A 26,505-nucleotide genomic window follows, 5' to 3' on the forward strand; every position below is an offset into this window, starting at 1 on the left:
ATGCCGCCTCGCCTCGCACAGCGGCGCGCAGCCCTGCGCAGGGGGCTCGGACCTCGCCGGCCGAGGACACCGATCGCGAGCCAGACCCCGCAGGACGGGGGCAAGACCCGGGTGTCCGACATCGTGCTCGGAATGCTCGCGGTGACCCTGCTCGGTGCGCTCGCCCTCCTGGCCTGCGCCGCCGTTGCCGGCCGCCTGCTGGCGCCCTGAACCCCAGGCCGCTTCGCGGTGGCGCCCCGATGCTCCCCGGGGGTGGCCGCTTTCGCCAGATCCGCTCGGGCCGGGCGCGTCGTGCGCCGGCTCCCCGCCGACCCTCATTCCGGACGTTCCCCATGGCCCGCCAGACTTCCACACGCCTGTTCAGCGCCGCCCTCGTCGGGCCGGCGCTCGTCGGCGCCCTCGCCAAGCTCGACCCGCGCATCATGATCGGCAACCCGGTCATGTTCGTGGTCGAGGTGGTGGCCGCGCTCACCACCGTCCTGTTTCTCCGCGACCTGCTGACCGGTGGCCCCGACCTCGCCTTCTCCGGCCAGATCGTCCTCTGGCTCTGGTTCACCGTGCTGTTCGCCAACTTCGCCGAGGCCATCGCGGAAGGCCGTGGCAAGGCCCAGGCCGACAGCCTCCGGCGTACCCGCACCGAGACCATGGCCAAGCGCCTCAAGGGTGCCGGCCGGGAGTTCGAGACCGTCCCCGGCAACGACCTCAAGGTCGGCGACGTGGTTCTGGTCGAGGCCGGCGACATCATCCCGTCCGACGGCGAGGTGATCCAGGGCGTCGCTTCGGTCAACGAGGCCGCCATCACCGGAGAATCCGCTCCGGTGATCCGCGAGTCCGGCGGCGACCGCTCGGCGGTGACCGGCGGCACCCAGGTGCTCTCCGACGAGATCCGGGTGCGGATCACGGCGGCCGCCGGCTCGACCTTCGTCGACCGCATGATCGCGCTGGTCGAGGGCGCCTCGCGCCAGAAGACCCCGAACGAGATCGCCCTCAACATCCTGCTCGCCGGCCTCACCATCGTCTTCGTCTTCGCCGTGGCGTCGATCCCGAGCTTCGCTTCCTATGCCGGCGGCTCCATCCCGCTCATCGTGCTGGTGGCCCTGTTCGTCACCCTGATCCCCACCACCATCGGCGCGCTGCTGTCGGCCATCGGTATCGCCGGCATGGACCGGCTGGTGCGTTTCAACGTGCTGGCCATGTCGGGTCGGGCCGTCGAGGCGGCGGGCGACATCGACACCCTGCTGCTCGACAAGACCGGCACCATCACGCTGGGCAACCGCCAGGCCACCGAGTTCCGGCCCTTGAACGGCGTCTCCGAGCAGGATTTGGCCGACGCCGCCCAACTGGCCTCGCTGGCCGACGAGACCCCCGAGGGTCGCTCCATCGTCGTGCTGGCCAAGGACCGATACGGCATTCGCGCCCGCGACATGGCGAGCCTGAACGTGACCTTCGTGCCGTTCACCGCCCAGACCCGGATGAGCGGCGTCGACCTCGACGGTTCCTCCATCCGCAAGGGCGCCGTCGATTCCATCATCGCGTCCGTGAGCAAGCAGCCGATGGCCACGCGTGGATCGAGCGCGGCCCTGGCCTACAGCCCCGGTGTCGCCGATGAGACCGTGCGCGAGATCCAGGCCATCGCCGAGGATGTCGCCAAGGCCGGCGGCACGCCCCTGGCGGTCAGCCGCGACGGCCGTTTGCTCGGCGTCGTCTACCTCAAGGACATCGTGAAGGGCGGTATCCGCGAGCGCTTTGCCGAGCTTCGCCGGATGGGCATCCGCACCGTGATGATCACCGGCGACAACCCCATGACCGCAGCCGCCATCGCCGCCGAGGCCGGCGTCGACGACTTCCTCGCCCAGGCTACCCCGGAGGACAAGCTGGCGCTGATCCGCAAGGAGCAGGCGCAGGGCAAGCTCGTCGCCATGTGCGGCGACGGTACCAACGACGCGCCGGCGCTCGCCCAGGCGGATGTGGGAGTCGCCATGAACACCGGCACGGTGGCGGCCCGCGAGGCCGGCAACATGGTCGACCTCGACAGCGACCCGACCAAGCTCATCGAGATCGTGGGCATCGGCAAGCAGCTCCTGATGACCCGCGGCGCCCTGACGACGTTTTCCATCGCCAACGACGTGGCCAAGTATTTCGCCATCATCCCGGCGATGTTCCTGGGTCTCTATCCCCAGCTCCAGGCACTCAACGTCATGGGGCTGGCCTCGTCGCAGAGTGCGATCCTCTCGGCCGTCATCTTCAATGCGCTCATCATCGTCGTGCTGATCCCGCTGGCCCTGCGCGGCGTGGCCTACCGGGCGGTCGGGGCCGGGGCGCTGCTGCGCCGGAACCTCCTGATCTACGGGCTCGGCGGCATCCTGGTGCCCTTCATCGGCATCAAGGCCATCGATCTGGCCGTCACCGCCCTGCACCTCGTCTGATTCGCTTCGAACCGTCCCGCGAAAGAGTACCCGCCATGTCGAACCCGCTTCGCCCCGCCCTCGTCCTCCTGATCGCGCTGACCGCCATCACCGGGCTCGGCTATCCCCTCGCGATGACCGGCCTCGCCGGGGCCATCTTCCCGGCCGAGGCCGCGGGCAGCCTCGTCGAACGGGACGGCCGGTCCGTCGGCTCCGGCTTGATCGGCCAGTCCTTCACCAGCGAGCGCTACTTCCAGGGCCGGCCCTCGGCCACCACCGCCGCCGACCCGTCCGATGCGACCAGAACCATACCCTCGCCCTACAACGCCGCGAGCTCCTCGGGCTCCAACCTCGGCCCCACCAGCGCCGCGCTCGCGGAGCGGGTGACGGGCGACCTCGCCGCGCGCCGATCCGAGAACCCGGGTCGTCCCGTCCCGGTCGACCTCGTCACGACGAGCGGGTCGGGCCTCGACCCCGACGTCTCGCCCGACGCCGCCCTGTTCCAGGTGCCCCGCGTCGCCAAGGCGCGTAACCTCGCCGAGGATCGGGTGCGCGGCCTCGTCGCGTCCCGGGTCCAGGGCCGGCTCCTGGGCGTCCTCGGCGAGCCACGGGTGAACGTGCTCGCCCTCAACCTCGCCCTCGACGAGCTGGAACGGAAGTAACCGCGCCGAATGAACCGCCCGCCGACCCCGCTCCCGCCGCGCGAGCCAGCCCGGCCGTCCCCCGACGCGCTGCTGGCGGCCGCGCGCCGGGAGGAGGGCGGGCGCGGCCGCCTCAAGATCTTCCTCGGGGCGGCCCCGGGGGTCGGCAAGACCTACGAGATGCTCACCATCGGTCGCGCCAGGCTCAAGGCGGGCACCGACGTCGTCGTCGGCGTGGTCGAGACCCATGGCCGGCCCGAGACCGCGGCCCTGGTCGACGGTTTCGAGATCGTGCCCCGCCGGGCGGTGCCGTATCACGCCGCGGTCCTCGAGGAGATGGATCTCGACGCGCTGCTCGCGCGCCGACCCGGCCTCGCCCTCGTCGACGAACTCGCCCACACCAACGCACCGGGCTCGCGCCATCCCAAGCGCTACCAGGACGTGGAGGAACTGCTCGACGCCGGCATCGACGTCTTCACCACCCTCAACATCCAGCACGTCGAGAGCCTCAACGACGTCGTCGCGCAGATCACCCGCATCCGGGTGCGCGAGACCGTGCCCGACGGCATCCTCGACCGGGCCGAGGACATCGAGGTGGTGGACCTCAACCCCGACGACCTGATCCAGCGCCTGCGCGACGGCAAGGTCTACGTGAAGGGCAACGCCGAGCGCGCCCTCAGGCACTACTTCTCGCGCGGCAACCTGACCGCCCTTCGTGAACTGGCGCTGCGCCGGACCGCCGACCGGGTTGACGACGAACTCCTGAGCCACATGCGGGCCAACGCCATCGCGGGCCCGTGGGGCGCCGGCGAACGGGTGCTGGTCTGCGTCAGCGAGGACCCGCGCTCGGCCGGCCTCGTGCGTCACGCCAAGCGCCTGGCCGACCGCCTGCACGCGCCCTGGACCGCCATCACCATCGAAGGCCCGCGAAGCCTCTCCCTCGACGAGGCCGCGCGCGACCGCATCGCCGACACCCTGCGCCTGGCCGACCGCCTCGGCGGCGACGCCGTGACCATTCCCGGCGGCCGGCGTATCGCCGACGACATCCTCGCCCATGCCCGCGCGACGAACGTCAACCACATCATCCTCGGCAAGGCCGAGCGCTCGGCCCTGTTCGAACTCGTCAACGGCTCGGTGGTGCACGACATCGTCCGGCGCTCGGGCGACATCAGCATCCACGTCATCGCCGGCGAGGCGGTGAGGGCCGATCCGATGCCGCCCAAGACGGTGGCCACCGCGCCCGCGCCGGCTTCCGTCGTGGCGCCCTACCTGTTCGGCCTCGCCGCGACGACCGTGGCCCTCGCGCTCGCGCTGCTGACGCAGCCCGTCCTCGGCGTGGAGAACGCGGACCTGTTCCTCCTGACGGCGGTGGTCGCGGTCGCGGCGCGCCTCGGGCTGGGGCCTTCCCTCGTCGCGGTGGTCGCCGCCTCCCTGTCCTACAACTTCTTCTTCCTGCCTCCGGTCTATACCCTGACCATCGCGGACCCGACCAACGTGGCGGCGTTCCTGCTGTTCACCCTGGTGGCGGTCGTCGTCTCGAACCTCGCCTCGCGCTCCCGCCGCGAGGCCGTCGTCTCGCAGGGCAGGGCCCGCGCCACGGAACGGCTCTACGGCTTCAGCCGCACGCTCGCCGGCTGTGCCACCCTCGACGACGTGCTGTGGGCGACCTCGGCGCAGATCGCGGCCATGCTGAGGGTTCGCGTGGTCGTGCTGTTGCCCGAGGACGGAACGGTCTCGGTCAAGGCCGGCTTCCCGCCCGAGGACCGCCTCGAGGCGGCCGACCTCGGCGCGGCGACCTGGGCCTTCGACAACGAGAGGCCGGCCGGGCGCGGCGCCGACACCCTGCCCGGCGCCAGGCGCCTGTTCCTGCCGATGCGAACCGGCCGCGGCATCGTCGGTGTCGTCGGTCTCGACACGGACGGCACCGGCCCCATCCTCTCGCCCGAAAGCCGGCGCCTTTTCGATGCCCTGGCCGACATGGCGGCGCTCGCCATCGAGCGGGTCCGCCTGGTGGAAGAGCTCGACCGGGCCGAACGCGCCGCCGAAACCGACCGTTTGGCCCAGGCCCTGCTCACCTCGATCTCCCACGACCTGCGCACGCCGCTGGCCTCCGTGCTCGGGGCGGCCACCACCCTGCGCGACCTCGAAGGGGCCCTGTCCCCGGACGCCAAGGGCGAGCTCGTGACGACCATCGTCGCGGAGTCCGAGCGGTTGAACCGCTTCATCGCCAACCTCCTCGACATGACCCGGCTCGAAGCGGGCGCGGTGGCGGCGACCCTCACCCCGCAGGACGTGGCCGAGATCGTCGACACGGCCATCCGCCGGCTCGGTACGGTCCTGGCGCGCCATCGCGTCGTGGTCGCCGTGCCCGCGGCGCTGCCGGCCCTGCGCCTCGACCCGGTGCTGTTCGAGCAGATGCTCGTCAACCTCCTCGACAACGCCGCCAAATACGCGCCGGACGGATCGGTCGTGACGGTCGAAGGGGCGGTTCATCGCGGTGCGGTCCGCCTGCGCGTCCTCGACGAGGGCGGTGGCCTGCCGCAAGCCGAGCTGGAACGGGTGTTCGACAAGTTCTATCGTGCCGCCAAGGGCGACAGCGTCCGGGCCGGGACGGGGCTCGGCCTCGCCATCGCGCGCGGTTTCGTCGAGGCGATGGGCGGAACGCTGACGGCCGGCAACCGCCGCGACCGCAGCGGCGCGGTCTTCACCATCCACCTGCCCATTCCCGCGGCGGGGAACGGTCGATCGGGGATCGCGGGATGAGCATAACCATCCTCGTCGTCGACGACGAGCCGCCGATCCGCAAGCTCCTGCGCATGGGCCTGGCCACGCAGGGCTACGCCGTCGTCGAGGCGCCCGACGCGCGCACCGCCCTCGCCATGCTGGCCAGGGAGGCGGTCGACCTGATCATCCTCGACCTCGGGCTGCCCGACATGCGCGGGCACGACCTGCTGCGCGTCGTCCGGGCGGATTTTCGCGACCTGCCGGTGGTGGTGCTCTCCAGCCGCGACGACGAGCCGGGCAAGGTCGAGGCCCTCGATCTCGGTGCCGACGACTACGTGACCAAGCCCTTCGGCATGGGCGAACTGCTGGCGCGCATTCGTGCCGCCCTGCGCCACCAGCTCGCCGTCCAGGGCGAGCGGGCCCTGTTCGAGGTCGACGGCCTGAGCGTCGACCTCGTGCGCCGCATCGTCCGGGTCCGCGGCGCCGAGGTGAAGCTGACGCCGCGCGAGTACGACTTCCTGCGCGTGCTGGTCCAGCATGCCGGCAAGGTGCTCACGCACGCCCAGCTCATGACCGCGGTCTCGACCTCGTCCGATCCGCAATACCTGCGGGTCTACATGCGCCAGCTCCGCCTCAAGCTGGAAGCCGATCCCGAGCGTCCGCGCATCCTCCTGACGGAGACCGGCGTCGGCTACCGGCTGCGCGCGCCGGACGACGAAGGGCGGCCATGACCGCCGCGATCTTCCTCGAAGACGGCCGTAGCCTCCCCGGTCGCGATCGACAGAACGCCGTTGCATCGCGGCCGTGCCGGCGCGCCACATCGCCGACGACACGGCGGCCGGCCGATCCCGTCGGCCGTTCGGGACGCCTCGTCGAGGCCGCCGCCCGGCGACAGGCTCGCGGCGACGGGGCACCGGACGCGGCATCGCAGGTGCCCGGGCTTCGGCGGGGGCGCCCGGTGTCCTCACGGGTGGGCGTGGATCGGGTCGACCCAATGGACGGTCTCTGGCCGTTCGACGGGTTCGACGTCGGTGATGTTGACCACCACCGCCTCGTTGTCGGAGCGCACCAGGACGCAGTGAAGCGGCTGGTCCGGGTCGGCGTTGATCTCCTGATGCGGCACGTAGGGCGGCACGAAGATGAAGTCGCCGGGTCCCGCCTCGGCGACGTATTCGAGCCTGTCGCCCCAGCGCATCCGGGCGCGGCCCGAAATGACGTAGATCACGCTCTCCAGCGCACCGTGGTGGTGGACGCCGGTCTTGGCGTCGGGAGCGATCGCCACTGTGCCAGCCCAGATCTTCTGGGCGCCGACGCGTGCGTGATTGATCGCGGCCTGGCGGAACATGCCCGGCGTCTGGGCGGTGTTGGAATCGAGGCTGTCGCCGGGAATGACGCGAACGCCGTCGTGCTTCCAGCGTTCGCGGGCCTCGCCGCCCGTCTCCGATCCGTGGTCGTGCGCATGGTCGTGGGGATGCGTCGTCTCGTCGTGCATCGGCGGCCTCCTGCGAGTGTCGGCTCATCGTAGCGCAGCGCCCGCTTCGACGCTCGTATCGTGAATGGCCCCGGTCCGCGGCATGCGCCTGCGGGACGTCGCGGGTCGGTCCCTTCGGGCATCGCCACCGGCGACGAGTGCTCGCGGAACGAGACCCGCTCGATGACGGAGATGGCTGCCCACCTGGGTCGGGACGGGCGACGTCGCGGTCTTCTCCGCATCGGGACCGCTTCGCGAGGTGCGATCTCCCAAGGGAGGGAACTTTGGAAGCACATTCCGACAAGGAAGAGGTAAATCTTTGACGTCGCCGAGCAACGGCGGTCCCGACCCGAGGTGAACGACAATGAAGGCGATACCAGACTCGTTCTTTCAGCGGCCAGAACCCTGTCGCCTTTCGAGGTGCGAGCAGGACGGATTTGGCACAGGATCGGATGGAGGCCACGGCCATGAGAGACGACGACAGGCGGAGTGACACGGCGCGCCCGCGACTCCTTGCGGCGGCGCTGCCGGGCCGGGAGAAGCACCGTATCCCGCGCCTCTACGGGCTTGCGGCCTCCGCCGCGGCCCTTGAGGACGGCTTTACGCCCGACGAAATCGGACAGGTCCTTGCCGGCCGCAGGATCGTCGATGCCTTTCCCGTCCTGGGCAACGAGAGCGTCGCCACCTACGCCCACCGCGCCGTCTGCGAGATGATGACGGCCTATGTCGCGCAGGACATCCCTGCCCAGGACATCCCTGCCCGGAATATCCCTGCCCAGGGTATCGCCGCCTGAGATCCGGCGACCCGGCACCGCGGTCGGGACATCGTGCGGCTCGATTGGGCGCCGTCGGGTCTGTCGCCGTCCGGGTGCCCCACCGCGATCGCGGACACCCGTCGCGGGACACGCTCGGGTGGCCGCATCGCGGTCGAGCCGGATCAGTCCTTGCCCACCGACATGAGCAGCCGTTCCGTCTTGGCGTCCTCGATCCGGTTGACCATGCGCCGGCCCTCGTGGACGTCGCGGATGGTCTTGGTGGCGGTGATGCAGGACTGGACCAGCATGACCACGCCCATGGTCAGGTAGCCCTTCACCCAGATGTCCATCGGCATGAACAGGATGCCGAGGGCGACCATGACGAGGGAGCCCAGGAACGAGGCGTAGGTGAAGGCGACCCAGGCGCCGGAATGCTGCGTGGTTTCGTTGTTCATGATCGATCTCCTGAAGCGTGACGAGGGAGGGGAATGGTGCCTGGGTGGGGTCGTTCAGGCGCCGGCCGGCTGCATGGTCGCCTTCTGGCGAAGGCGTTCGAGGACGTCTCCTGCCCGCGGCCGGCTCGCGGCTCCAAAGCCCTCGCGGGCGAGTTTTTCGGCGATGTCCTGGCCCGGTTCGACCTCGGCCCGCGCCTCGTCGAGGTCCGCGGCCTCGACCTGGTTGCGACGCAGGCGCTGGAGCGTCGCCTCCGCCTCGCGCAGGGTGGCGCGGTCGCTGCCGGCGGCGCTGGCGCCCAGGCGCCGGACGGCTTCGGCGGCAGCCGCGATGCGGCGCCCACGCTCCAGATCCGCCTGACGCCGGGTGGCGTCGGCCACGAGATGGCGCAGGCGACCGATCTCGGTGCCGAACCGCAACCGTGCCGCGGCAATGGCCGCGATTTCGCCTTCCAGGTCCGCGATGGTGTCGGCCGCTTCCGCCGCCAAATCTTCGCGACCGCCGCTCAGGGCCGCGACGGCCCGCGTCTCCAGGTCGTCGATCCTGGCGGCGACCTCCTCGCGCCGCCGTGCCTCGGCCCGGTCGCCCGCCAGGGCTGTGGCCAACGCCAGCTTGCTGCGCTCGAGGGACACCCGCGTTTCCCGGATCTGCTGATCGAGGACCAGCAGGGCATGACGATCGAACAGATCCTCTTCGGCCTGGGCGGCGGCGCCGCGGGCGAGAATCCTGAAAAGCTTGAACATGGATGACCTCCGGACCCGTGAAGCGTGTTCACGGTTCTCATATGAGGTATTTTGAACGGTGTGTAAGTGTGTTTCTGCACGCCGTTCAAAATAAAGGCGCTCGTCGGCCCGACATGCCGGGACGTCGGCTCCCACTGGCCGAGCGCCGAAACTTGTGCCAAGAGGCGAGCGTTGCGGGCGTGGTGGAACTGGTAGACGCGCCGGACTCAAAATCCGGTTCCGCAAGGAGTGTCGGTTCGATTCCGACCGCCCGCACCATTTTTTCCCCGAGACGCCTTCTTCCCAGAGACGCCGACGCAGGCGGCCGGGCGAGCGTGGCCGTCCGGATATCGCCGTACCGCTAGGCGCGCGCCAGCTCCAGGTAGAGGTCGCGCAGGCGCCGCGCGCGGGGGCCGGGTTCGCCGGTGCCGACCGGCCGTCCGTCGATGGCGACGACCGGCATCACGAAGGCCGAGGCGCTGGTGTAGAACGCCTCGTCGGCGGCCACGGCCTCCTCGACGGTGAAGAGGCGCTCCTCGACGCGCAGGCCTTCGTCGCCGGCCAGTCGCATCACCGCGAGGCGGGTGATGCCGGGCAGCAGGGCCGTCGAAAGCGGACGCGTGACGATCGCGTCGCCGGCCACCATGAAGGCCGTGGAGGAGGAGCCTTCGGTCACGAAGCCGTCCTCCACCATCCAAGCCTCGGCGACGCCGGCCTTGGCCGCCTCCTGCTTGGCCAGCACCTGGGCGAGCAGGGCGACCGACTTGATGTCGCGCCGCTTCCAGCGGATGTCGGGCACGGTGACGACCTTGGCGCCGCGCTCGGCCAGCGGGTTGTTGGCCACGGTCTTGGCCTGCGTGAACATCATGACGGTGGGCGGCGTCTCGGCGGGCGGGAACGCGAAATCGCGCTCGAACGCCCCGCGCGTCACCTGCATGTAGACGAGGCCCTCCGTGAGCCCGTTGTGCCGTACTAGCTCCTCCTGGAGGCCGACCCAGCCCTCGATCGTGTGCGGATTGCGGATGCCGATCTCGCCGAGCGAACGGTCGAGGCGGGCGAGATGGGCCGCGTTGTCGACGAGCCGGCCGTCCAGCACCGCCGAGACCTCGTAGATCCCGTCGGCGAACAGGAAGCCGCGATCCATCACCGAGACCTTGGCCTCGTCGAAGGGCAGGAACGCGCCGTTGAGATAGACGATGCGGGCTTCAGACACGTCGTGGTTCCTCGCGCGAACGGGTGCCGGTCGTAGGGCCGAAAGCAGGATTCGTGCGCCCTCAGGGGGCGCCGAACACCCGCTCGAAGATCGTGTCCACATGCTTGAAATGGTAGCCGAGGTCGAAGCAATCCTCGATCTCGGCGGGGCCGAGGACGGCGGTCACCTCGGCGTCGGCCTTGAGCAGCGCCAGGAACTCGCCTTCGCCGCGCCACACCGGCATCGCGTTGCGCTGGACGAGGCGGTAGGATTCCTCGCGCGAGAGGCCGCCCTGGGTCAGGGCCAGCAGCACGCGCTGCGAATGGACGAGGCCGCCGAGCTTGTCGAGGTTGCGCTGCATCTGCTCGGGATAGATCAGGAGCTTGTCGATCACGCCGGTCAGGCGGGCCAGGGCGAAGTCGAGGGTCACCGTCGCATCCGGCCCGATCATGCGCTCCACGGAGGAATGCGAGATGTCGCGCTCGTGCCAGAGCGCCACGTTCTCCATGGCCGGCAGGGCGAACGAGCGCACCATGCGGGCGAGCCCGGTGAGGTTCTCGGTGAGCACCGGGTTGCGCTTGTGCGGCATCGCCGAGGAGCCCTTCTGGCCCTCGGAGAAGAACTCCTCCGCCTCCAGCACCTCCGTGCGTTGCAGGTGGCGCACCTCGATCGACAGCCGTTCCACCGAACTCGCCACCACGCCCAGCGTCGCGAAGAACATCGCGTGGCGGTCGCGCGGGATCACCTGGGTCGAGACCGGCTCGGGGGTTAGCCCCATCGCCTGCGCCACATAGACTTCCACGCGCGGATCGATGTTGGCGAAGGTGCCGACGGCGCCCGAGATCGCGCAGGTGGCCACTTCCTCGCGTGCCGCCACGAGCCTGGCCCGGGCCCGCGCGAACTCGGCGTAGGCCTGGGCGAGCTTGAGGCCGAAGGTGACCGGCTCGGCGTGGATGCCGTGCGAGCGCCCGATGGTCGGGGTCAGCTTGTGCTCGTAGGCGCGGCGCTTGAGCGCCGCCAGCAGGGCGTCCACGTCGGCAATCAGGATGTCGGCGGCCCGCACGAGCTGCACGTTGAGGCAGGTGTCGAGCACGTCCGACGAGGTCATGCCCTGGTGGACGAAGCGCGCCTCCGGGCCGACGATCTCGGAGAGATGGGTGAGGAAGGCGATGACGTCGTGCTTGGTCACCGCCTCGATCGCGTCGATGCGCGCGACGTCGAACACCGCGTCGCGGCCCTTCTCCCAGATGACGTCCGCCGCCGCCTTGGGAACGACGCCGATCTCGGCCAGCGCCGAGGTCGCATGCGCCTCGATCTCGAACCAGATCCTGAAGCGGGTCTCGGGCGACCAGATCGCCGTCATCTCGGGGCGGCTGTAGCGGGGGATCATTGAAGACGGCTCCTGCGGACGGACCGCGATGGTCGCCGGATCGGCCTCCGGACTGATGACGGGATCGCTAGGTGATGAGGGTGCGGAAGGCAAGACGGGTCCGGCCTTGCAGAGGCCCTCTCCGGTTCCGAAGCGGGCGGTTTCGGTGGGCTGGTCATGGCCTGATCAGTGACGGCCCGATTAAGATTAATTTTGATCAGAAATTGCATGACTAACTTGAACGGATTAGCCTCTCTTCATCGGACATCGACAACTTATCGAGGGGGAGCGGACCATGAGCACACCGTCCAAGATCGAAGACGCCACGCACGATTCCGTCGTCGCGTTCCTCATCGAGACCCTGCAGCCCTACCGTACGGAAGCGGGCGAGCCGCTTTCCGCTGCCACCACGATCGAGGCGGTGGGCATCGATTCCTTCGACTTCGTCGAGATCCTGTTCAAGATCGAGGACCATTACGGCATCGACCTCGATTTCAACGCCAACCTGAAGTTCACCGACCTGAAGACCATCGGCGACCTGGCCGGTGAGATCGCCAGCTTCAAGACCCGGAAGATCGCCGCGTGACCACGGTCGTCGTCTCGGGCGTCGGGGTCGTCGCCCCCAACGGCCTTTGCGCCGAGACGTTCTGGGCGAGCCTCGTGGCCGCCGCGCCGGTGCTCGGCGAGGCCGTCGGGCTGCCGGGATCGGGGGTGACGGTAGCGCAGATCACCGACGCCGGGATCCTGAAGGACCCCGGCATCGCGACTTCCGCCTGCGACCGCAGCGCCCTCTTCGCCCTGGCGGCCACCCGCCAGGCCATGGCCGACGCCGGGTTGGCGGAGGGCCTGCCCGATCCGACGCGGGCCGCGGTCATCCTCGGCAACGGGGCCGGCGGTCAGTGCAGCATGGACGACCAATACGTCCGGCTCTACGGCCAGAACAACAAGCGGCTGCATCCGATGACCGTGGCGAAAGCCATGGTGAGTTCGTCGGCGAGCTGGGTCTCCATCGCCACGGGCGCGCGCGGTCCATGCTTCGTCACGTCGAGCGCCTGCGCTTCGGCGACCCACGCCATCGGGCTCGCCCTGCAGTTCCTGCGCGGGGGGCTCGCCGACATCGTCATCACCGGCGGCTGCGAGGCGCCGTTGTCGGTGGGCACGATCCGGGCCTGGGAATCGATGCGGATCATGTCGAAGACCGCCTGCCGGCCGTTCGCGGCCGGGCGTGACGGTCTCATCCTCTCGGAGGGGGCCGGCATTCTGATTCTGGAGACGGCCGAACACGCCGCCCGCCGTGGCCATCGGTCCGGCATCGTGGTCGCGGGCTTCGGCTCCAACGCCGATGCGGCCGACATCGTGGCGCCCAACGTCGAGGGCATGGCCGGGGCCATGCGCCTCGCCCTGGCCGACGCCGGCCTCTCGCCGTCGGACGTGGCCTACGTCAACGCCCACGGCACCGGCACCACCGCCAACGACCGCAGCGAGACCGCCGCCATGAAGGCGGTGTTCGGCGCGGCCACCTGCCCGCCGGCCTCCTCGACGAAGGGCGTGACCGGCCACGCCCTGGGCGCGGCCGGCGCCCTCGAGGCCATCGCCACGGTGCTGGCCATGCAGCACGGCATCGCTCCGCCGACCGCCAACTTCGACGGGGTCGATCCCGATTGCGACCTCGACTACATCCCCAACCAAGCCCGAACGATGCCGATCCCGGTGGCGATGTCGAACTCCTTCGCCTTTGGCGGGCTCAACGCCTCGCTGGTCTTCACGAGCCTGTCCTGACCGGCGTCAGGATCTGGCACGCATCGCGAACAGGCGCTCGGTGAGCCCGAGAAGACTGGCCGGTTCCACCGGGTGGGCGAGACCCGTCGCGATGTCGAGTTCACGGCGGGACTGCGCCCGTGCGCCGGCGAGACGGACCGCGTCGGAGGCGGGGACGACCTCGTCCGCCTCGCCGTGCGCGATGAGCCACGGCGCCGTGACGCGCGAGGCCGACGCCAGCGCGTCGAAGCGGTCGCGCAGGAACGGGCGGGCCAGGACCGGGACGAGGTCCGACAGCCGGGCGACGGCACCGATGGTCAGGAGCCCGGCGATCGGAGCGTCTTCCGCCACCAGGACGGCGAGCGCCCCTCCGAGGGAGTGGCCGATCAGCAGGAGCGGGCGCCCCTCGGCGATGACGTGGCCCCTGGCGAGGAACGCGTCCGCATCGGCGACGAGCCCGCTTTGGGAGGGCGAGCCGGGGTTGCCGCCGTAGCCCGCGTAATCGGCGATGACGAGATCGTAGCCGACGGTGGCCAGGATCGCCGCGTCGTGGGCGCCGGTGAGGGCACTGCCGCCGTTGCCGTGGAGATAGACCACCACGGCTTTGCCCGGCCGGGAGCCCGTCGCCTGCAGCCCCGTCACGGTGGTGCCGTCGGCCCGGGTCAGGGTGAGGGGCGAGAAGGCGACGCCGTCGCGGGTCACCGCCGTGATCGGGCCCGGATCGGGCTGGAACACCTGGGCGCGCAGGTAGCGGACGGCACCTTCGTAGGCCAGGGCCACCGCGAAGGTGCCCGCCGCGAACAGGGCCGCGTAACCTGCCGGACGCATCATCGCTCGCCTCGCCTCGATCCGCTGTCCGCCCAGGCTATCGGCTGGATGTCTGGACATACGGTGCGCCGTCTGGTCGACCATCGTCGACAGTCTATCGTCCGTCGAACCTCCGCAAACTACGCCCTAGTCGTAAACAAACCGGATGGGACGGCGCGCTCCACCAATGCTTAAGGGAATTTTAGCGGCACGCTAACCATAAGGGGGCGGCGGGGCCGAGGGGCGATCGCCTTCGATCGCGTGAACCTGAGGAGTACGGGTCCGGTGCAGTGGCGCGCAGGCGAGAAACGCGGCACCGGCCGCCGGGCGAGAGGCGGCCTCGCCGCCCTGTCCGTCGCGTGGGCGCTCGCCCCGCTCGCGCCGGTCGCGGCCCAGCAGTTGGAAGCGGCGCAGAACTTCGCCTTCGACCAGAGCTACGTGCTGCGCTCCGACAAGGCGCGCCAGGACGGAGCCGAGGCCCGCCTGCGCGGCACCATCGACGCGTTCCTCCCCAGCATCGCGCTGGTCGGCTCCAAGCCCCTCGACAGCAAGATCAAGTACCATCCCGACCTGCCGATCTTCGATGCGGGGGTCGATTCGACGCCGCGCTACCGCCCCAACCAATACGGCATCACCGTCGACCTGCCGCTGTTCGACGGTTTCCAGCGCTGGAACTCGCTGCTGTCGGCGCGGACCCTGGCGGAGGCCGGGCGCCTGATCACCCACGACGTCCGCCAGCAACTGCTGTTCGAGACCGCGGCCGCCTATTTGGCGGTGATCCGCGACCGCAAGGTCCTCGGCCATCGCCAGCGCCAGCTCCAGAGCATCGAGACGATCCGGCGCGGGGTCGAGGCGCAGGTGGCGGTCAACGATGCCACCCTCACCGACAGTGCCCTGGCCGATTCCCGCGTCGCCGACGCCAGCGCCGGGGTCGAACTCGCCATCGCCGACCTCAAGGCGTCCGAGATCGATTTCACCCGCATCACCGGCATCCCCGCCACGCGGCTGTCGCCACCGCGCCTGCCGCCGCTGCCGCGCAGCGAGGCCGAGCTCGCCGACATCGTGCGCGCCGAGAGTCCGCGCCTGGCCGCGGCCCGCCTCGAGACCCAGGCGGCCGGCCAGCTCGCCGATGCGGCCAAGGGTGCGCTGCTGCCGCAGCTCTCCCTGCAATTCACCCACGGCCGGCAGACCGACATCACGCCGACCCTGCGCAGCATCCGCGAGACCACGACGCAGGTCCAGGCCAGGATCCCGCTCTACGAGCCCGGCGCCTATCCGCGGATCGCCGAGGCCTCCGCCTTCGCCCAGCAGAAGTTCTACGACACCGAGGACGCGATCCTCCGCACCGTGACCAGCGCCAGGACGGTGTTCCAGCGCCGCGCCGCCTACCAGGCGCAGGTCGCCACCCTCGCCCGGCGCGTCGCGGCCCTGCGCGGGGCGGTGCACGGTTACGAGATCGAGCGCGGCGCGGGTTTCCGGACCGTCATCGACGAGCTCAACAGCCGCTCCGAACTGGCGATCGCCGAGATCCTGCTCGCCACCGGCGAAGCCGAGCGCGACCGCCTCGCCTTCGCCCTGGCCGCCGCCATGGGGCGCCTCGGGTCGCCCGCTCCGGGACTGGTGGCGGGACCGATCGCGCTGCTCGCCCCGCCGCCCGGCGATCCGTTCACCACGGGAAGCCTCGCGCCCGCCATCACCGGCAAGCCGACGGCGCGGGACACGACGGGGAAAGGGGCCGCGCTGCCGCGACGGCCCTCGGGCGAACGCCCGGCGCTCTCGCTGCCCCCATCGATGGGTGGCCCCGTCCGCGCAGATGTCGGCAAGCCCGCTCCGGCCACGATGGCCACCGCCAAATCCGTTCCCGAAAAGCCGGCGCCCGCCAAATCCGGCGTCGTGCGTGGCGGCAGGGCAGAACCGATCGGGCTGCGCACCGACGCCCGCGACAAGGGGTAGGTCGGCCCGGCCCAGCCTCGGATCGTCGTTTCACATGAAAAAGGCCGGGCTTGAGCCCGGCCTTCCCGTTGTCGTGGATGCGTCGTGAGGAGCGCTGGCCTCAGCGGTTGATGCCGCCCGGACCGCCGGCGGTGCCGCCGGTGCCCGGGGGCATGCCGGTTCCTGCCGGGCCAGCGCCGGGAGGAACCATCGCCGGGTTCGTCCGGGTCGATCCGGTGGCGGTGTCGGGCAGTCCGGTGGCCGATCCGGTGCTGCGCTCCATCGCCTTCTCGCCATTGCTCTTCACGCTGCCGGGGTTGTTGAGGTTACCCTCGGCGCTGCCGCCGCCGGCGGGCGTCTGGGCGAAGGCACCGCTGCCGAGGGCGAGGGCGAGCGAGGCGGCGAGGGCGAAAGTGGTGCTGCGCATGGTATGACTCCGAAGGATCCGAAAGCGATCTCTGCAGGGCCAACCGCGGCAGGCCGGGTTCTGTTCAATCGCGTCGGCCATGGCGGGCTCGGCGCCAGATGGGGACCGTGATCGAACCCCCTTCGAAAGGCGTTGCGATGACAGGAACCGCTCCCTCCGACGACGACATCGCCGCCGCGGTCGCCGAGGGATTCGCCGGGCAGATCGCGCACACCCGTGCCCTCGTCGGGTTCGCCTCGACGCGGGGACGCGAGCACGCGGTCCAGGCCTGGACGGCGCGGGCCTTTGCCGGGCGCGGCTACGAGGTGGCGGAACTCGCCCTCGACCCCGTGGCCATCGCCGCCCATTCCGGCGGCGCGCCCGTCACGGCTGAACATTCGGATGCGCCCATCGTGATCGGCCGGCATCGCCCGCGCCGAACGGCCGGCCGGTCCTTGATCCTCCAGGCCCATGTCGACGTGGTCCCGGCCGGGCCGGGCGATCTCTGGACGCATTCCCCGTTCGAGCCGGCGATCGTCGGCGACTGGCTCTACGGGCGCGGTGCGGCCGACATGAAGGCGGGCCACGCCGCCAACCTCTTCGCCCTCGACGCGCTGCGCCGCCTCGGCCACCAGCCGGCCGCGGAGGTGATCCTGCAATCGGTGGTCGAGGAGGAATCCACCGGCAACGGCGCCCTGATGACCCACCTGGCCGGCTACCGCGCCGAGGCGGTGCTCATCCCCGAACCCATGGACGAGCGGCTGGTGCGGGCCAACGTGGGCGTCCTCTGGTTCACGGTCGAGGTCCGGGGTCGGCCGGTCCATGTCCGCGAGATGGGGGAGGGCGCCAACGCCATCGACGCGGTCTACCGCGTGATCGCGGCCCTGCGCGGTCTCGAGGCGGCCTGGAACGCACAGAAGGACCGGCACCCGCATTTCGCGGCGCTCGCCCATCCCATCAACCTCAACCTCGGCCGGATCGAGGGGGGCGACTGGGCCTCGTCGGTCCCGGCCTGGTGCCGCGCCTCGTGCCGGATCGCCCTCTATCCGGGCATGGCGGCCGACGCGGCCGCTCGGGCGATCGAGGCGTGTGTCGCCGATGTCGCCGCCACCGATCCTTTCCTATGCCGCACGCCGCCGCAGGTGACCTTCGACGGCTTCTTCGCGCAAGGCTATGTCCTCGACGAAGGGTCGGACGCCGAAGCGGTCCTGGCCGACGCCCACCGGGCCGCCACGGGCGATGCCATGCAAAGCGTGACGATGCCCTGCTATCTCGATGCCCGCGTGCATGCCCTCTACGACCGGGTGCCGGCCCTCTGCTACGGCCCGGTCGGCGAGAACATCCACGGCTTCGACGAGCGCGTGAGCCTGTCGTCGCTGCAGCGGGTCACTACGGCGATGGCTCTGTTCATCGCGCGCTGGTGCGGGACCGAGCCGGTCGCCTGATACGGGGCCCGGCTGATTGACCACGGCGGGATTCCCGCTGATCTGACGCGGGATTCGCCTTGGCATCTCCTCGCGAAGGGGATCATGGCTCCCATCGCCTGCCATCTGAGCGTCGAGGAACTGGGCCGGCGGGCGGGCACGAGAGAGGGCGCGGGCGCGGCGCGGCCAGTCTTCAGGTACAGGACATGGTTATGAGAAGGCCGTCGCCCCATCGTCTGGTCGTTGTCGCCCCGATCGGGAACGACGAGGGCGGCCTCCGGACCTGAAGGCCGCCATGCTTGTCCTATGCTGAATCAGGCCGCCTTCACGCCTGACAGGAAGCGTTTCACCTCCTCACCGAGGCTCTCGGAGTAGCGCGACAGCTCCCGTGCCGCGCCGAGCACCTGGGTGGCGGCCGCACTGGTGGTTCCGGCGCCGATGCGAACGTGCTCGATGTTGCTCGTCACGTTCTGGGTGCCCTGGGCGGCTTCCTGCACGTTGCGGGCGATCTCCTGGGTCGCGGCGCCCTGCTGCTCCATCGCCGCGGCGATGCCGGACGAGAAGCCGGACATGTCGGCGATGGTCTTGCCGATGCGGGCGATGTCGCTCACCACCTCGCCCGTCGCGCCCTGGATCTCGCCGATCTTCACGCGGATGTCTTCGGTGGCCCGCGCCGTCTGCCCCGCGAGTTCCTTCACCTCCGTCGCGACCACGGCGAATCCCCGTCCGGCCTCGCCGGCGCGCGCCGCCTCGATGGTGGCGTTGAGCGCCAGCAGGTTGGTTTGGCCCGCGATGGTCTGGATCATGGCGACCACGTCGGTGATGCTGTCGGCGACGACGGCGAGCCGCTGTACGGTGGCCTCCGTCCGGCGCGTATCCGCCACGGCCTGGTCCGCGTAAGTCGAAGATTGGCTCACCTGACCGACGATCTCCTGGATCGAGGCCGACATCTCCTCGCTGGCCGCGGCCACGGTCTGCACGTTGGCGGAGGTCTGCTCGGCCGCACCCGCCACCGATACCGCCTGCTGGATCGCCTGCTCGGCGGTGGCGGACATCGACTGAGCGGTGGCCTCCATCTCCGTGGCCGCACCCGCCAGGCCATCGGTCAGGACCGAGATGTCGGATTCGAAGCGCTTGGTCAGACCCTCGAGGATCTCGGCGCGGCGCATCTTGCCGGCGTTCTCGACCTCCTGCTCGGCCGCGAGGCGCCGGGCCGTTACGGCGTTGTCCTTGAACACGGCGAGGGAGCGCGCCAGCAGGCCGATCTCGTCCTTCCGTTCAACGCCCTCGACGGCAATCTCCAGATCGCCCCGGGCGAGCCGGCCCATGGCGGTGGTCATGCGGCCGATGGGGCGCGACACGCCCAGCACGACGATGGCGGCGGCGAGCCCCAGGGCGGCCGAGAGGCCGAGGCCGGCCGACACCATCAGCAGGGTGGTCGACGAGGCCGCGAGGCGCTCCGCGTCGCCGGACGCGACCTTGAGTTCCTGCTCCAGGAGCGCGGTGCGAGCTCCGATTTCCTCCCGAATCTTCGCGCGCCGCGGTGCCGCCTCTTCCTGGGCAAGCTGCATTCCGGAGCTGGCGTCACCCTTCATGCCGAGGGCGGTCGAGCGTTGGAGAACCTCGGTGTAGGATTCCAGTCTCGCCCGCAGGGTTTGGTTCGCCGTCTTTCGCTGCTCGGTGTCCGCGAGCTGGACGAGGCGATCCATGGCGTCGTAGCCCGTCTTGATGGAGGCGAGCTGCCGGGTGTAATAGCCTTGCCGCTTCGCGGAATCCGTCTCGATCAGGATGTTCCGGTTCTGGATCGTCGCTTCCGTGACTGCGATCTGGACGGTCAGGATCTGAGCCTGCCGCGCCGCCTGGACCTGCGCGATCTGGTTGGTCTGCTCCGCGAGGGTGACGAGGGCCGATCGGGCATAGGCGACGAGGCCCGCCGCCAAGAGCGCTGTGATCGCCAGGGGAAGGGCGATCTTCGTCAGCAGGCTGAGGTTACCGAAAAATTTCATTGGTCGGGCCTTCTGGAAAATCATCTGGTTCAGTTATAACAATGGCAAGTCTACCGTTAAAAATTGATTAAATCGTCTGTCTATTCAGTAAGCAGCCGTAGTTATATTATCCTTAGTATAAAATTTGAATTCAATATTATTACATGTAAAAGATCGATGCAAAGGACTATCATTTTTTAATTGATAAGATAAGAATATTTATGTTAATGCAAAAATCAACATCCATATTTTTATGGACAACATAAATATGAATGTAATTATATTGATTCAAGATTGAATTATAAACTTTGGTCAGAAAGAAAGGCATATACGCGGGTCGAGGTTCCGCAAAAGAAACATGGCTCGGCGTTCGAGATTGAAGGGCGGGTCGTTTTAATAAAATTCGTTATCAAATCTTCATTTAGGTTTCTTAGAAAATTAAATAATCAGTTTATTTAATTAGCAATATTAAATAACGTCTTTTATTCGAAATTATCAGAAGCAATGGCCGCTGTTGGGGTCGAGGCCTGATCCATTTGTACGAGCCACGCTTCGGTCCGCCGCGGCGATCGGCCGGGGTTCGCGTTTGCATATGCTCACCCGCTCCACTGCCGACCCGACGACGCAGGTCGCCACTCGATGCGAGGGACAACCGATCGCCGTGATCGAGTTCCTGGGATCGAAATCCGTGGCATCAGCGTAGCCGCTGGCACATCGTGCAAAGGCGATAAAACCTTGAGGGGCATCGCTTTTATAGATCGTCATGACACCGCCGATCTGCATCGGCTCACACGAGCGCGCATCGATGTTTGCAAAAGCGCGAAGGCCTGTCGCAGATTCTTCTCTGTGACGCGATCGGGGTGACGTCGCAACGAATCCGATAGGACCGGAAAAGCAGACGGGGGGTCCGCTCGCTTTAAGCGGGCCCCGCATCATCGAGCCCGCGCGGCGCCCGAGCATGACCGCAATCGGCCTGCGAGGGCATCGGATCGACCTCGCCCCAGCCGTCCGCGCACATGAAGGAGCCTCCGTGGTGATCGCGAACCGGGAGGCCACGGACCATGCATCGCGCGCCGCGATGCGGACGGCGGTCCTACTGGTGCGGCCGGAGGGGACGTTGAGAAAACCCTGCCGGCCTCATGGCGGGAGCGGGGAGAGCCGCGGGGTCAGGGGGAGAAGGCGTCGGCGATGGGCGCGAACGCCCGCACCAGCACGGGGTCCAGGCGCTCCTCCATTGCCGTCAGGATCGCGTAGGCCTGCGCCGACGGCATCGGCGGCTTGTAGGAACGCCGTTCGATCAGCGCCCCGTAGATGTCGCAGACCGTGACGAGGCGCACCAGATCCGGAATCTCCGCCTCCTTCAGCCCATCCGGGTAGCCCGAACCGTCCAACATCTCGTGGTGCGAGCGCACCACGGTCAGCAGCTCGGTCGAAAAGCCCTGGTCGGCGAGCATGGCATGTCCCCGCGCCGGGTGGAGTCGCATCACCGCCATCTCGGCGTCGTCGAGGCGCCCTGGCTTGTTGAGGATCGCGGTCGGGACGTGGATCTTGCCGACATCGTGCACGAGCGCGGCCTTGGTCAGGCGGTGCCGGTCGAGGGCGCCGAGCCCGAGATGCGTGGCGAACGCCGCCGCGATGCCGGCGACGAGCAAGCAGTGTTGATGCGTGGCATCGTCGAAGCGGTGTATCGCCCCGATCCAGTCCCGGATGCCGGTTTCCCGGATCGCGCGCTCGATCAGCTCCGTTCCGTTGTCGATCACGGTCGGCGTGATCGGGCGATCGGCCACGAACACGTCGGTATAGAAGGCACTGACCCGTGCCGCCTGTGCGGCGACATGCGGGGCGAGCGGCCGTGGCGGTGCTTCTTCCTGTACCCCGAGGGCGGAACGGATGCGCTGCACGTCGACGGGGCCCGACAGGATGTGCGTCGCGCCCAGCTTGATCGCCTGGAGGCGGGTGCGGCGGCTTTCCCGCGCCTGGATGACGATCAGCGGCCCCTTGATCCGCGACGACTCGCGTAAGGCGTGCAGGCGGACCATGGCGCCGTCGTCGAGATGAGCGACGTCGCAGATCACCGTCGCACACGGTTCCGCCGGGGCGGTATCGCCGGACAAATCGTGCATCCGGCAGTCCACCGCCGGGGCGACCTGAAGGATCAGCGCCGCGTTGCGGCCCGGATCGTCCGTGACCCAGAGGACGCGCTTCGCACGAGCGCGCGGCTCCGTGCCCTCGCCCGCAATCACGACGACGACCAGGCCGGGTTCCCGGCGATTGATGGGGCGTCCGCGAGGCTTGCGGCGCGCCCGGCCCGGTCGACCGAGCAGACGTCGTCCATGCGGATGATCTTCACTGTGAGCCCGTCGGGACGTTCGCTGTAGGCAGGCATGCCGATGCTGGCGCCCGTCTCGAAGACGTCTTGCGCCATGCTGTGCGTCTCGGCCCCATTCGGGATCCGGATCAGGACGATCCAATTCGTCTTGTTCCGAGGCGCTCGCTTTTGCCTCGTCGAGCCGTCGATATCTTCAAACAATGATTCGGTTCTGATTTATAAAAAGGGAGTTTGAGAGCCTTCGAGAAAGAGGCATAGCCATCAATCGCGGCGTAATATTTATGGAGGGAGGGCCTTTATCAAATCAATGGTCAAAAGCGTCACATCCCGATCGGGATCCGGCCGGACTGTCCATGCCCCGGTGCCGAGGCCATCGGCCGGCTCGTCGCAATCGTCGAGGGTCTACGGCCCGCGAGGTCGAAAGCCCGCCCAGGTTGCGCACATCGCCGTCAGGCCTTTCCAGGCCGCAGACGCGTGTCCACACAGCCTCGGCCCGTCGGGGACGGGCCGAGGATCCGGTCAGACTTCGGTGTCCTGCGCTTTCGATCTCCGCAGGCGCGCGGGCAGTCCCATCACCCGGTCCTTGGCCTCGAGGACCTTCTGGACCTTCGAGCCGAGGGTCAGGAGTTGCAGGAGGCGCTCGGTCTCGAGTTTCTGGACATCGGAGTACCATCCCGTGAGGAGTTCCAGCAGGTCGTGCATCTCCCGCAGACGGCCCTGGGCATAGCCGTCCTCGCCAGTCTGGGCGTCCTGCATCAGGTTCTCGCGCAGCATCGTCAGCGTCGGGTCGATCTCGCGCTTCTTGCGCTCCTCCGCGAGGGTGCGAACGATCTGCCAGATGTCGTCGGGAGTCGAGAAGTGGTCGCGACGGTCGCCGGGGCGGTGCTGCAGGCGCACGAGGTTCCAGGCCTGCAGTTCCTTGAGGCCCATGCTGACGTTCGAACGCGACAGCCCGAGACGGTCGACGATCTCGTCGGCGGTCAGCGGGCGCTCCGAGACGAACAACAGGGCGTAGATCTGCCCGACGGTGCGGTTGATGCCCCAGCGCGACCCCATCTCGCCGAAATGCAGCACGAAGGTCTGGACGAGGGGCGAGAGCGGCAGGGCGACTTTACGGTCTGGCACGAGACGTTCTCACGCGGCCTTGAGCCAGGTCTTGAGGATGAAACCGACGACACCGAGGGCGAGGATGCTGGCGGCCCAGATGACGGCGAACCAGGCGAGGCGCCGCCAGAGCGGCCCCGGCCCGACCGATGGCCCTGCCATCAATGGTACCCCGAGGAATCGACCTTCCCCCGGAACACCCAATAGGAATACGCGGTGTAGGTGAGGATGAGGGGAATCAGCACCGCGGCGCCCACCAGGATGAAGACCTGGCTGGCATGGGGGGCTGCCGCCTGCCAGATCGTGACCCGACCCGGCACGATGTCGGGGAAGATGCTGATGCCCAGGCCGATGAAGGACAGGAGGAACAGGCCGAGGGCGATCAGGAACGGGGCGCGGTCGGCGCCGCGTGTCAGGGTCCGAAAGAACAGGAACCCGGCCACGCCCACGAGCAGCGGCACCTGCGTGGTGAGGAGGACGTTGGGCATCGAGAACCAGCGTTCCCAATACTGACCCTCGAGGAAGGGCGTGGCCGCGCTGACGCCGCCGATCGCGACCAGGGTGGCGCCTCCGAGCCAGAGCGAAAGCGACCGGGCCCTGTCGCGCAAGGGCCCCTCGGTCCGCATCACGAGCCAGGTGGCGCCGAGCAGTGCGTAGCCGAACAGCAGCCCGATGCCGACGAGCACGGTGAACGGCGAGAGCCAGTCCCACCAGCCGCCGGCATAGGCCCGGCCCTCGACCTTGATGCCCTGGAGGAGGGCGCCGAGCGCGATGCCCTGGGACAGGGTCGCCACCACCGAGCCGCCGGTGAAGGCGATATCCCAGAACGCCCGGTGGTCGGGATCGCGCCAGCGGAACTCGAAGGCGACGCCTCGGAACACCAGCCCCAGCAGCATCGCGATGATCGGCGCGTAGAGGGCGGGCATGATGATGGCGTAGGCGAGCGGGAAAACCGCGAACAGGCCGCCACCGCCCAGGACCAGCCAGGTCTCGTTGCCGTCCCAGACGGGGGCGACGGAGTTCATGGCGGTGTCGCGCTCCGCCCCCGGCCGGAAGGCCGGGAACAGGATGCCGATGCCCAGGTCGAAGCCGTCCATCACGATGTAGGCGAACACCGCGAAGGCGATGATGAAGGCCCAGATCACCGTCAGGTCGAGGGTGTCGATCATGGTGGCGTCCTCACTCGGCCGGTTGCGGGTAAGCGTGGGCGGGGGCCGGGGTGATGCCGGCGGTGCGGGTCGGGACGTTGGCCTCGACGCCGTGCTCTCCGGGCATCGGCGGCTTGGCCATCAGGCGCAGGATGTAGAGGACGCCCATGGAGAACACCGCGAAGTAGATGACGACGAAGGCGGTGAGCGAGGCCGCGACCGCGGGCGCCGAGAGCGGAGAGGCGGAATCCGCCGTGCGCAGCAGGCCGTAGACCGTGAAGGGCTGGCGCCCGACCTCGGTGGTGATCCAGCCGGCGAGGACCGCGACGAAGCCGGCCGGGCCCATGGCCAATGCGAAGCGATGCAGGGGCGTCCACTCGTAGAGCCGACCCTTGAACCGCGCCCACAGGCTGAGCACGCCCAGGAGCAGCATCAGCATGCCCATCGCCACCATCACGCGGAACGACCAGAACACCACCGGCACCGGCGGCCAGTTCTTGCGGTCGACGGTGTCGAGGCCGGCCAGCGGCGCGTCGAGGCTGTGCTTGAGCACGAGGGAGGAGAGCTTCGGGATCTGGACGGCATAATCGACCCGCCCGGCGTCCTGGTTGGGAAGGCCGAACAGGATCAGGGGTGCGCCGTCGGGATGGCTCTGGAAATGCCCCTCCATCGCCATGACTTTGGCCGGCTGGTGTTCGAGGGTGTTGATGCCGTGAAGGTCGCCGGCGAAGATCTGGATCGGCGCGACGACGGCCGCCATCCACATCGCCATCGAGAACATCACCTTGGCGCCCTCGCTCGTCCGGCTCAGGGTCGCCCTGCGGTCCTTGATGAGATGCCAGGCCCCGACGGCACCGACCACCAGGGCGGTGGTGAGGTAGGCGGCCAGCACCATGTGGACGAGGCGGTAGGGGAACGAGGGATTGAAGACGATCGCCCACCAGTCGAGGGGGATGAACTGCCCGGCTTCGTTGACCCCGTGGCCCTGCGGCGTCTGCATCCACGAGTTCACGGATAGGATCCAGAAGGCGGAGAAGAAGGTCCCGGCCGCCACCATCAGGGTCGCCAGGAAATGCAGGCGTGGCCCGACCTTCGTCATGCCGAACAGCATCACGCCGAGGAACCCCGCCTCCAGAAAGAAAGCCGAGAGCACCTCGTAGGCCATCAGGGGGCCTAGCACCGGACCGGTCTTGTCGGAGAATACCGACCAGTTCGTGCCGAACTGGTAGGACATCACGAGGCCGGAGACGACGCCCATGGCGAAGGCGACGGCGAAGATTTTGATCCAGTATTTGAACAGGTCCATGAAGACCTGACGCTTGGTCACAAGCCAAAGGCCTTCGAGGACGGCGAGATAGCTCGCCAGCCCGATCGAGAAGGCCGGGAAGATGATGTGGAAGGCGACGGTGAACCCGAACTGGATCCGGGCGAGCAGCAGGGCATCGAACGTCGAGAGCATGGGAACCTCGTGAGCGATCCTCGGGAGAGCGCTGTGCCAGTTCCTTATCGTCCTTTCAGGAATGTCTGAAAAGACCAAACATTCAGAATCACAGCGATGTCGCGCCTCGGAGCGCCAGCGTCGACCGGGACAGCTCGCCGTCCTCGTCACGTGCCGGGATATCGCGGCATTGGCCGAGGTAGGAGTTGTAGAATGGGCCAGGAGGCCTCATCCGGTTGCCGGGCAGGGGACGCAACACCGTCGCTCCGTCCTTTCGTGGGCCTGTCATTTTTCTGTTGTGTCGGTGTTGACGTGTGAGGGTTGGTCCGTCATAAGGCTGTCCATCGGCGGCGGCGCCGGGGCGCGGTTTCGCTTCCTGGCGGTGTTGTTGTTTTCACCTTTTGGATTGGCTGGCTGGTGCTGAGCTGTAATGGCTTGGCGG

24 protein-coding genes and 1 tRNA gene are annotated in these 26,505 nt (G+C 68.7%); 11 read left to right on the plus strand and 14 right to left on the minus strand.

The genetic code is table 11. The features are described from left to right. The 5 genes from ASG40_RS21315 to ASG40_RS16145 all read left to right on the plus strand — a co-directional run bounded on the left by ASG40_RS21315 (position 1) and on the right by ASG40_RS16145 (position 6,501). Complete coding sequence (locus tag ASG40_RS21315; RefSeq protein WP_156387761.1) at positions 1-210, plus strand: hypothetical protein; 210 nt, start codon at positions 1-3, stop codon at positions 208-210. Between the two features lie 122 nt (positions 211-332). Continuing rightward, positions 333-2,426 (plus strand): potassium-transporting ATPase subunit KdpB, encoded by a 2,094-nt coding sequence (gene kdpB, locus ASG40_RS16130; protein ID WP_055888036.1) that lies wholly within the window; start codon positions 333-335, stop codon positions 2,424-2,426. A gap of 35 nt (positions 2,427-2,461) precedes the next feature. Beyond that, the gene (locus ASG40_RS16135) at positions 2,462-3,067 is read left to right on the plus strand and encodes a K(+)-transporting ATPase subunit C (RefSeq protein WP_055888038.1); all 606 of its coding nucleotides are present in this window, start codon (positions 2,462-2,464) and stop codon (positions 3,065-3,067) included. Between the two features lie 9 nt (positions 3,068-3,076). Continuing rightward, complete coding sequence (locus ASG40_RS16140) at positions 3,077-5,809, plus strand: sensor histidine kinase (RefSeq protein WP_055888040.1); 2,733 nt, start codon at positions 3,077-3,079, stop codon at positions 5,807-5,809. Continuing rightward, positions 5,806-6,501: a response regulator gene (locus tag ASG40_RS16145; protein ID WP_055888043.1), complete on the plus strand. Its 696-nt coding sequence runs from the start codon at positions 5,806-5,808 to the stop codon at positions 6,499-6,501. Before ASG40_RS16140 ends, ASG40_RS16145 begins: the two co-directional genes overlap by 4 nt. A gap of 233 nt (positions 6,502-6,734) precedes the next feature. On the opposite strand, the gene ASG40_RS16150 is transcribed toward ASG40_RS16145, so the two are convergent. Beyond that, a complete protein-coding gene (locus tag ASG40_RS16150; RefSeq protein ID WP_055888045.1) occupies positions 6,735-7,262 on the minus strand; it encodes a cupin domain-containing protein in 528 nt (175 codons plus the stop codon). 431 nt (positions 7,263-7,693) lie between these two features. On the opposite strand from ASG40_RS16150, the gene ASG40_RS16155 reads away from it, so the two are divergent. Continuing rightward, the gene (locus ASG40_RS16155; RefSeq protein ID WP_156387762.1) at positions 7,694-8,035 is read left to right on the plus strand and encodes a hypothetical protein; all 342 of its coding nucleotides are present in this window, start codon (positions 7,694-7,696) and stop codon (positions 8,033-8,035) included. A 143-nt stretch (positions 8,036-8,178) separates the two neighbouring features. Here ASG40_RS16155 and ASG40_RS16160 read toward each other — a convergent pair whose 3' ends face one another. Together ASG40_RS16160 and ASG40_RS16165 are read right to left on the minus strand one after the other, a co-directional pair. Next, positions 8,179-8,451 (minus strand): YiaA/YiaB family inner membrane protein, encoded by a 273-nt coding sequence (locus ASG40_RS16160; protein WP_055888047.1) that lies wholly within the window; start codon positions 8,449-8,451, stop codon positions 8,179-8,181. Positions 8,452-8,505: 54 nt separating this feature from the next. Then, positions 8,506-9,192, minus strand: coding sequence for a PspA/IM30 family protein (locus ASG40_RS16165; protein WP_055888049.1), 687 nt, complete (start codon positions 9,190-9,192; stop codon positions 8,506-8,508). 173 nt (positions 9,193-9,365) lie between these two features. Here ASG40_RS16165 and ASG40_RS16170 point away from each other — a divergent pair. Beyond that, positions 9,366-9,450, plus strand: a tRNA-Leu gene (locus ASG40_RS16170). A gap of 82 nt (positions 9,451-9,532) precedes the next feature. Here ASG40_RS16170 and ASG40_RS16175 read toward each other — a convergent pair. Both ASG40_RS16175 and purB read right to left on the minus strand, forming a co-directional pair. Beyond that, positions 9,533-10,384: a D-amino-acid transaminase gene (locus ASG40_RS16175; RefSeq protein ID WP_055888052.1), complete on the minus strand. Its 852-nt coding sequence runs from the start codon at positions 10,382-10,384 to the stop codon at positions 9,533-9,535. A 61-nt stretch (positions 10,385-10,445) separates the two neighbouring features. Continuing rightward, positions 10,446-11,753 carry an adenylosuccinate lyase gene (purB, locus tag ASG40_RS16180; protein WP_055888054.1) on the minus strand — a complete coding sequence of 436 codons (1,308 nt, stop codon included), beginning with the start codon at positions 11,751-11,753 and terminating at the stop codon, positions 10,446-10,448. A gap of 274 nt (positions 11,754-12,027) precedes the next feature. Between purB and ASG40_RS16185 the strand changes: the two genes are divergently transcribed. Together ASG40_RS16185 and ASG40_RS16190 are read left to right on the plus strand one after the other, a co-directional pair. Beyond that, on the plus strand, positions 12,028-12,318 hold the full coding sequence (locus ASG40_RS16185) for an acyl carrier protein (RefSeq protein WP_055888055.1): 291 nt from the start codon (positions 12,028-12,030) through the stop codon (positions 12,316-12,318). After that, positions 12,315-13,511 (plus strand): beta-ketoacyl-[acyl-carrier-protein] synthase family protein, encoded by a 1,197-nt coding sequence (locus tag ASG40_RS16190; protein WP_055888057.1) that lies wholly within the window; start codon positions 12,315-12,317, stop codon positions 13,509-13,511. The genes ASG40_RS16185 and ASG40_RS16190 overlap by 4 nt, the downstream gene beginning before the upstream one ends. A gap of 6 nt (positions 13,512-13,517) precedes the next feature. Here ASG40_RS16190 and ASG40_RS16195 read toward each other — a convergent pair whose 3' ends face one another. Further along, the gene (locus ASG40_RS16195; RefSeq protein ID WP_055888059.1) at positions 13,518-14,321 is read right to left on the minus strand and encodes an alpha/beta hydrolase; all 804 of its coding nucleotides are present in this window, start codon (positions 14,319-14,321) and stop codon (positions 13,518-13,520) included. A gap of 261 nt (positions 14,322-14,582) precedes the next feature. Here ASG40_RS16195 and ASG40_RS16200 point away from each other — a divergent pair, with 261 nt between their 5' ends. Further along, positions 14,583-16,250: a TolC family protein gene (locus ASG40_RS16200; RefSeq protein ID WP_055888061.1), complete on the plus strand. Its 1,668-nt coding sequence runs from the start codon at positions 14,583-14,585 to the stop codon at positions 16,248-16,250. A gap of 100 nt (positions 16,251-16,350) precedes the next feature. On the opposite strand, the gene ASG40_RS16205 is transcribed toward ASG40_RS16200, so the two are convergent. Then, positions 16,351-16,656 (minus strand): hypothetical protein, encoded by a 306-nt coding sequence (locus ASG40_RS16205; RefSeq protein WP_055888063.1) that lies wholly within the window; start codon positions 16,654-16,656, stop codon positions 16,351-16,353. Positions 16,657-16,793: 137 nt separating this feature from the next. Between ASG40_RS16205 and ASG40_RS16210 the strand changes: the two genes are divergently transcribed. Continuing rightward, a complete protein-coding gene (locus ASG40_RS16210; RefSeq protein WP_055888065.1) occupies positions 16,794-18,080 on the plus strand; it encodes an ArgE/DapE family deacylase in 1,287 nt (428 codons plus the stop codon). A gap of 293 nt (positions 18,081-18,373) precedes the next feature. Here the strand turns inward: ASG40_RS16210 and ASG40_RS16215 are convergent, their stop codons facing one another. The 7 genes from ASG40_RS16215 to ASG40_RS16245 form a co-directional block, all read right to left on the minus strand. After that, a complete protein-coding gene (locus ASG40_RS16215) occupies positions 18,374-20,065 on the minus strand; it encodes a methyl-accepting chemotaxis protein (protein WP_055888067.1) in 1,692 nt (563 codons plus the stop codon). A gap of 1,145 nt (positions 20,066-21,210) precedes the next feature. Then, positions 21,211-22,083, minus strand: coding sequence for an HD-GYP domain-containing protein (locus ASG40_RS16220; protein WP_244480639.1), 873 nt, complete (start codon positions 22,081-22,083; stop codon positions 21,211-21,213). A gap of 200 nt (positions 22,084-22,283) precedes the next feature. Further along, positions 22,284-22,469 carry a hypothetical protein gene (locus ASG40_RS21925; protein ID WP_156648433.1) on the minus strand — a complete coding sequence of 62 codons (186 nt, stop codon included), beginning with the start codon at positions 22,467-22,469 and terminating at the stop codon, positions 22,284-22,286. 423 nt (positions 22,470-22,892) lie between these two features. After that, entirely contained in the window at positions 22,893-23,477 is a 585-nt protein-coding gene (locus ASG40_RS16230; protein ID WP_055888122.1) for a GbsR/MarR family transcriptional regulator, read from the minus strand. Between the two features lie 30 nt (positions 23,478-23,507). After that, on the minus strand, positions 23,508-23,639 hold the full coding sequence (locus ASG40_RS16235) for a DUF2474 domain-containing protein (RefSeq protein ID WP_055888071.1): 132 nt from the start codon (positions 23,637-23,639) through the stop codon (positions 23,508-23,510). Further along, positions 23,639-24,646: a cytochrome d ubiquinol oxidase subunit II gene (gene cydB / locus ASG40_RS16240; RefSeq protein WP_055888073.1), complete on the minus strand. Its 1,008-nt coding sequence runs from the start codon at positions 24,644-24,646 to the stop codon at positions 23,639-23,641. Before cydB ends, ASG40_RS16235 begins: the two co-directional genes overlap by 1 nt. Positions 24,647-24,656: 10 nt before the next feature. Then, positions 24,657-26,084 carry a cytochrome ubiquinol oxidase subunit I gene (locus tag ASG40_RS16245; RefSeq protein WP_055888075.1) on the minus strand — a complete coding sequence of 476 codons (1,428 nt, stop codon included), beginning with the start codon at positions 26,082-26,084 and terminating at the stop codon, positions 24,657-24,659. Positions 26,085-26,505 lie beyond the last annotated feature (421 nt).

This window comes from Methylobacterium sp. Leaf399 (genome assembly GCF_001424525.1).
Taxonomy (GTDB): Bacteria; Pseudomonadota; Alphaproteobacteria; order Rhizobiales; family Beijerinckiaceae; genus Methylobacterium.

What these genes read in the sequence shown, in the direction of transcription:
- ASG40_RS16145 (WP_055888043.1), top strand. Translation starts at nt 5,806, where the DNA reads ATGAGCATAACCATCCTCGTCGTCGACGACGAGCCGCCGATCCGCAAG.
- ASG40_RS21925 (WP_156648433.1), bottom strand. Translation starts at nt 22,469, where the DNA reads ATGGCGCAAGACGTCTTCGAGACGGGCGCCAGCATCGGCATGCCTGCC.
- ASG40_RS16210 (WP_055888065.1), top strand. Translation starts at nt 16,794, where the DNA reads ATGACAGGAACCGCTCCCTCCGACGACGACATCGCCGCCGCGGTCGCC.
- ASG40_RS16205 (WP_055888063.1), bottom strand. Translation starts at nt 16,656, where the DNA reads ATGCGCAGCACCACTTTCGCCCTCGCCGCCTCGCTCGCCCTCGCCCTC.
- ASG40_RS16155 (WP_156387762.1), top strand. Translation starts at nt 7,694, where the DNA reads ATGGAGGCCACGGCCATGAGAGACGACGACAGGCGGAGTGACACGGCG.
- ASG40_RS21315 (WP_156387761.1), top strand. Translation starts at nt 1, where the DNA reads ATGCCGCCTCGCCTCGCACAGCGGCGCGCAGCCCTGCGCAGGGGGCTC.
- ASG40_RS16160 (WP_055888047.1), bottom strand. Translation starts at nt 8,451, where the DNA reads ATGAACAACGAAACCACGCAGCATTCCGGCGCCTGGGTCGCCTTCACC.
- ASG40_RS16185 (WP_055888055.1), top strand. Translation starts at nt 12,028, where the DNA reads ATGAGCACACCGTCCAAGATCGAAGACGCCACGCACGATTCCGTCGTC.
- ASG40_RS16135 (WP_055888038.1), top strand. Translation starts at nt 2,462, where the DNA reads ATGTCGAACCCGCTTCGCCCCGCCCTCGTCCTCCTGATCGCGCTGACC.
- ASG40_RS16245 (WP_055888075.1), bottom strand. Translation starts at nt 26,084, where the DNA reads ATGCTCTCGACGTTCGATGCCCTGCTGCTCGCCCGGATCCAGTTCGGG.
- ASG40_RS16150 (WP_055888045.1), bottom strand. Translation starts at nt 7,262, where the DNA reads ATGCACGACGAGACGACGCATCCCCACGACCATGCGCACGACCACGGA.
- ASG40_RS16235 (WP_055888071.1), bottom strand. Translation starts at nt 23,639, where the DNA reads ATGGCAGGGCCATCGGTCGGGCCGGGGCCGCTCTGGCGGCGCCTCGCC.
- kdpB (WP_055888036.1), top strand. Translation starts at nt 333, where the DNA reads ATGGCCCGCCAGACTTCCACACGCCTGTTCAGCGCCGCCCTCGTCGGG.
- ASG40_RS16215 (WP_055888067.1), bottom strand. Translation starts at nt 20,065, where the DNA reads ATGAAATTTTTCGGTAACCTCAGCCTGCTGACGAAGATCGCCCTTCCC.
- ASG40_RS16195 (WP_055888059.1), bottom strand. Translation starts at nt 14,321, where the DNA reads ATGATGCGTCCGGCAGGTTACGCGGCCCTGTTCGCGGCGGGCACCTTC.
- ASG40_RS16165 (WP_055888049.1), bottom strand. Translation starts at nt 9,192, where the DNA reads ATGTTCAAGCTTTTCAGGATTCTCGCCCGCGGCGCCGCCGCCCAGGCC.
- purB (WP_055888054.1), bottom strand. Translation starts at nt 11,753, where the DNA reads ATGATCCCCCGCTACAGCCGCCCCGAGATGACGGCGATCTGGTCGCCC.
- ASG40_RS16220 (WP_244480639.1), bottom strand. Translation starts at nt 22,083, where the DNA reads ATGGTCCGCCTGCACGCCTTACGCGAGTCGTCGCGGATCAAGGGGCCG.
- ASG40_RS16140 (WP_055888040.1), top strand. Translation starts at nt 3,077, where the DNA reads ATGAACCGCCCGCCGACCCCGCTCCCGCCGCGCGAGCCAGCCCGGCCG.
- cydB (WP_055888073.1), bottom strand. Translation starts at nt 24,646, where the DNA reads ATGATCGACACCCTCGACCTGACGGTGATCTGGGCCTTCATCATCGCC.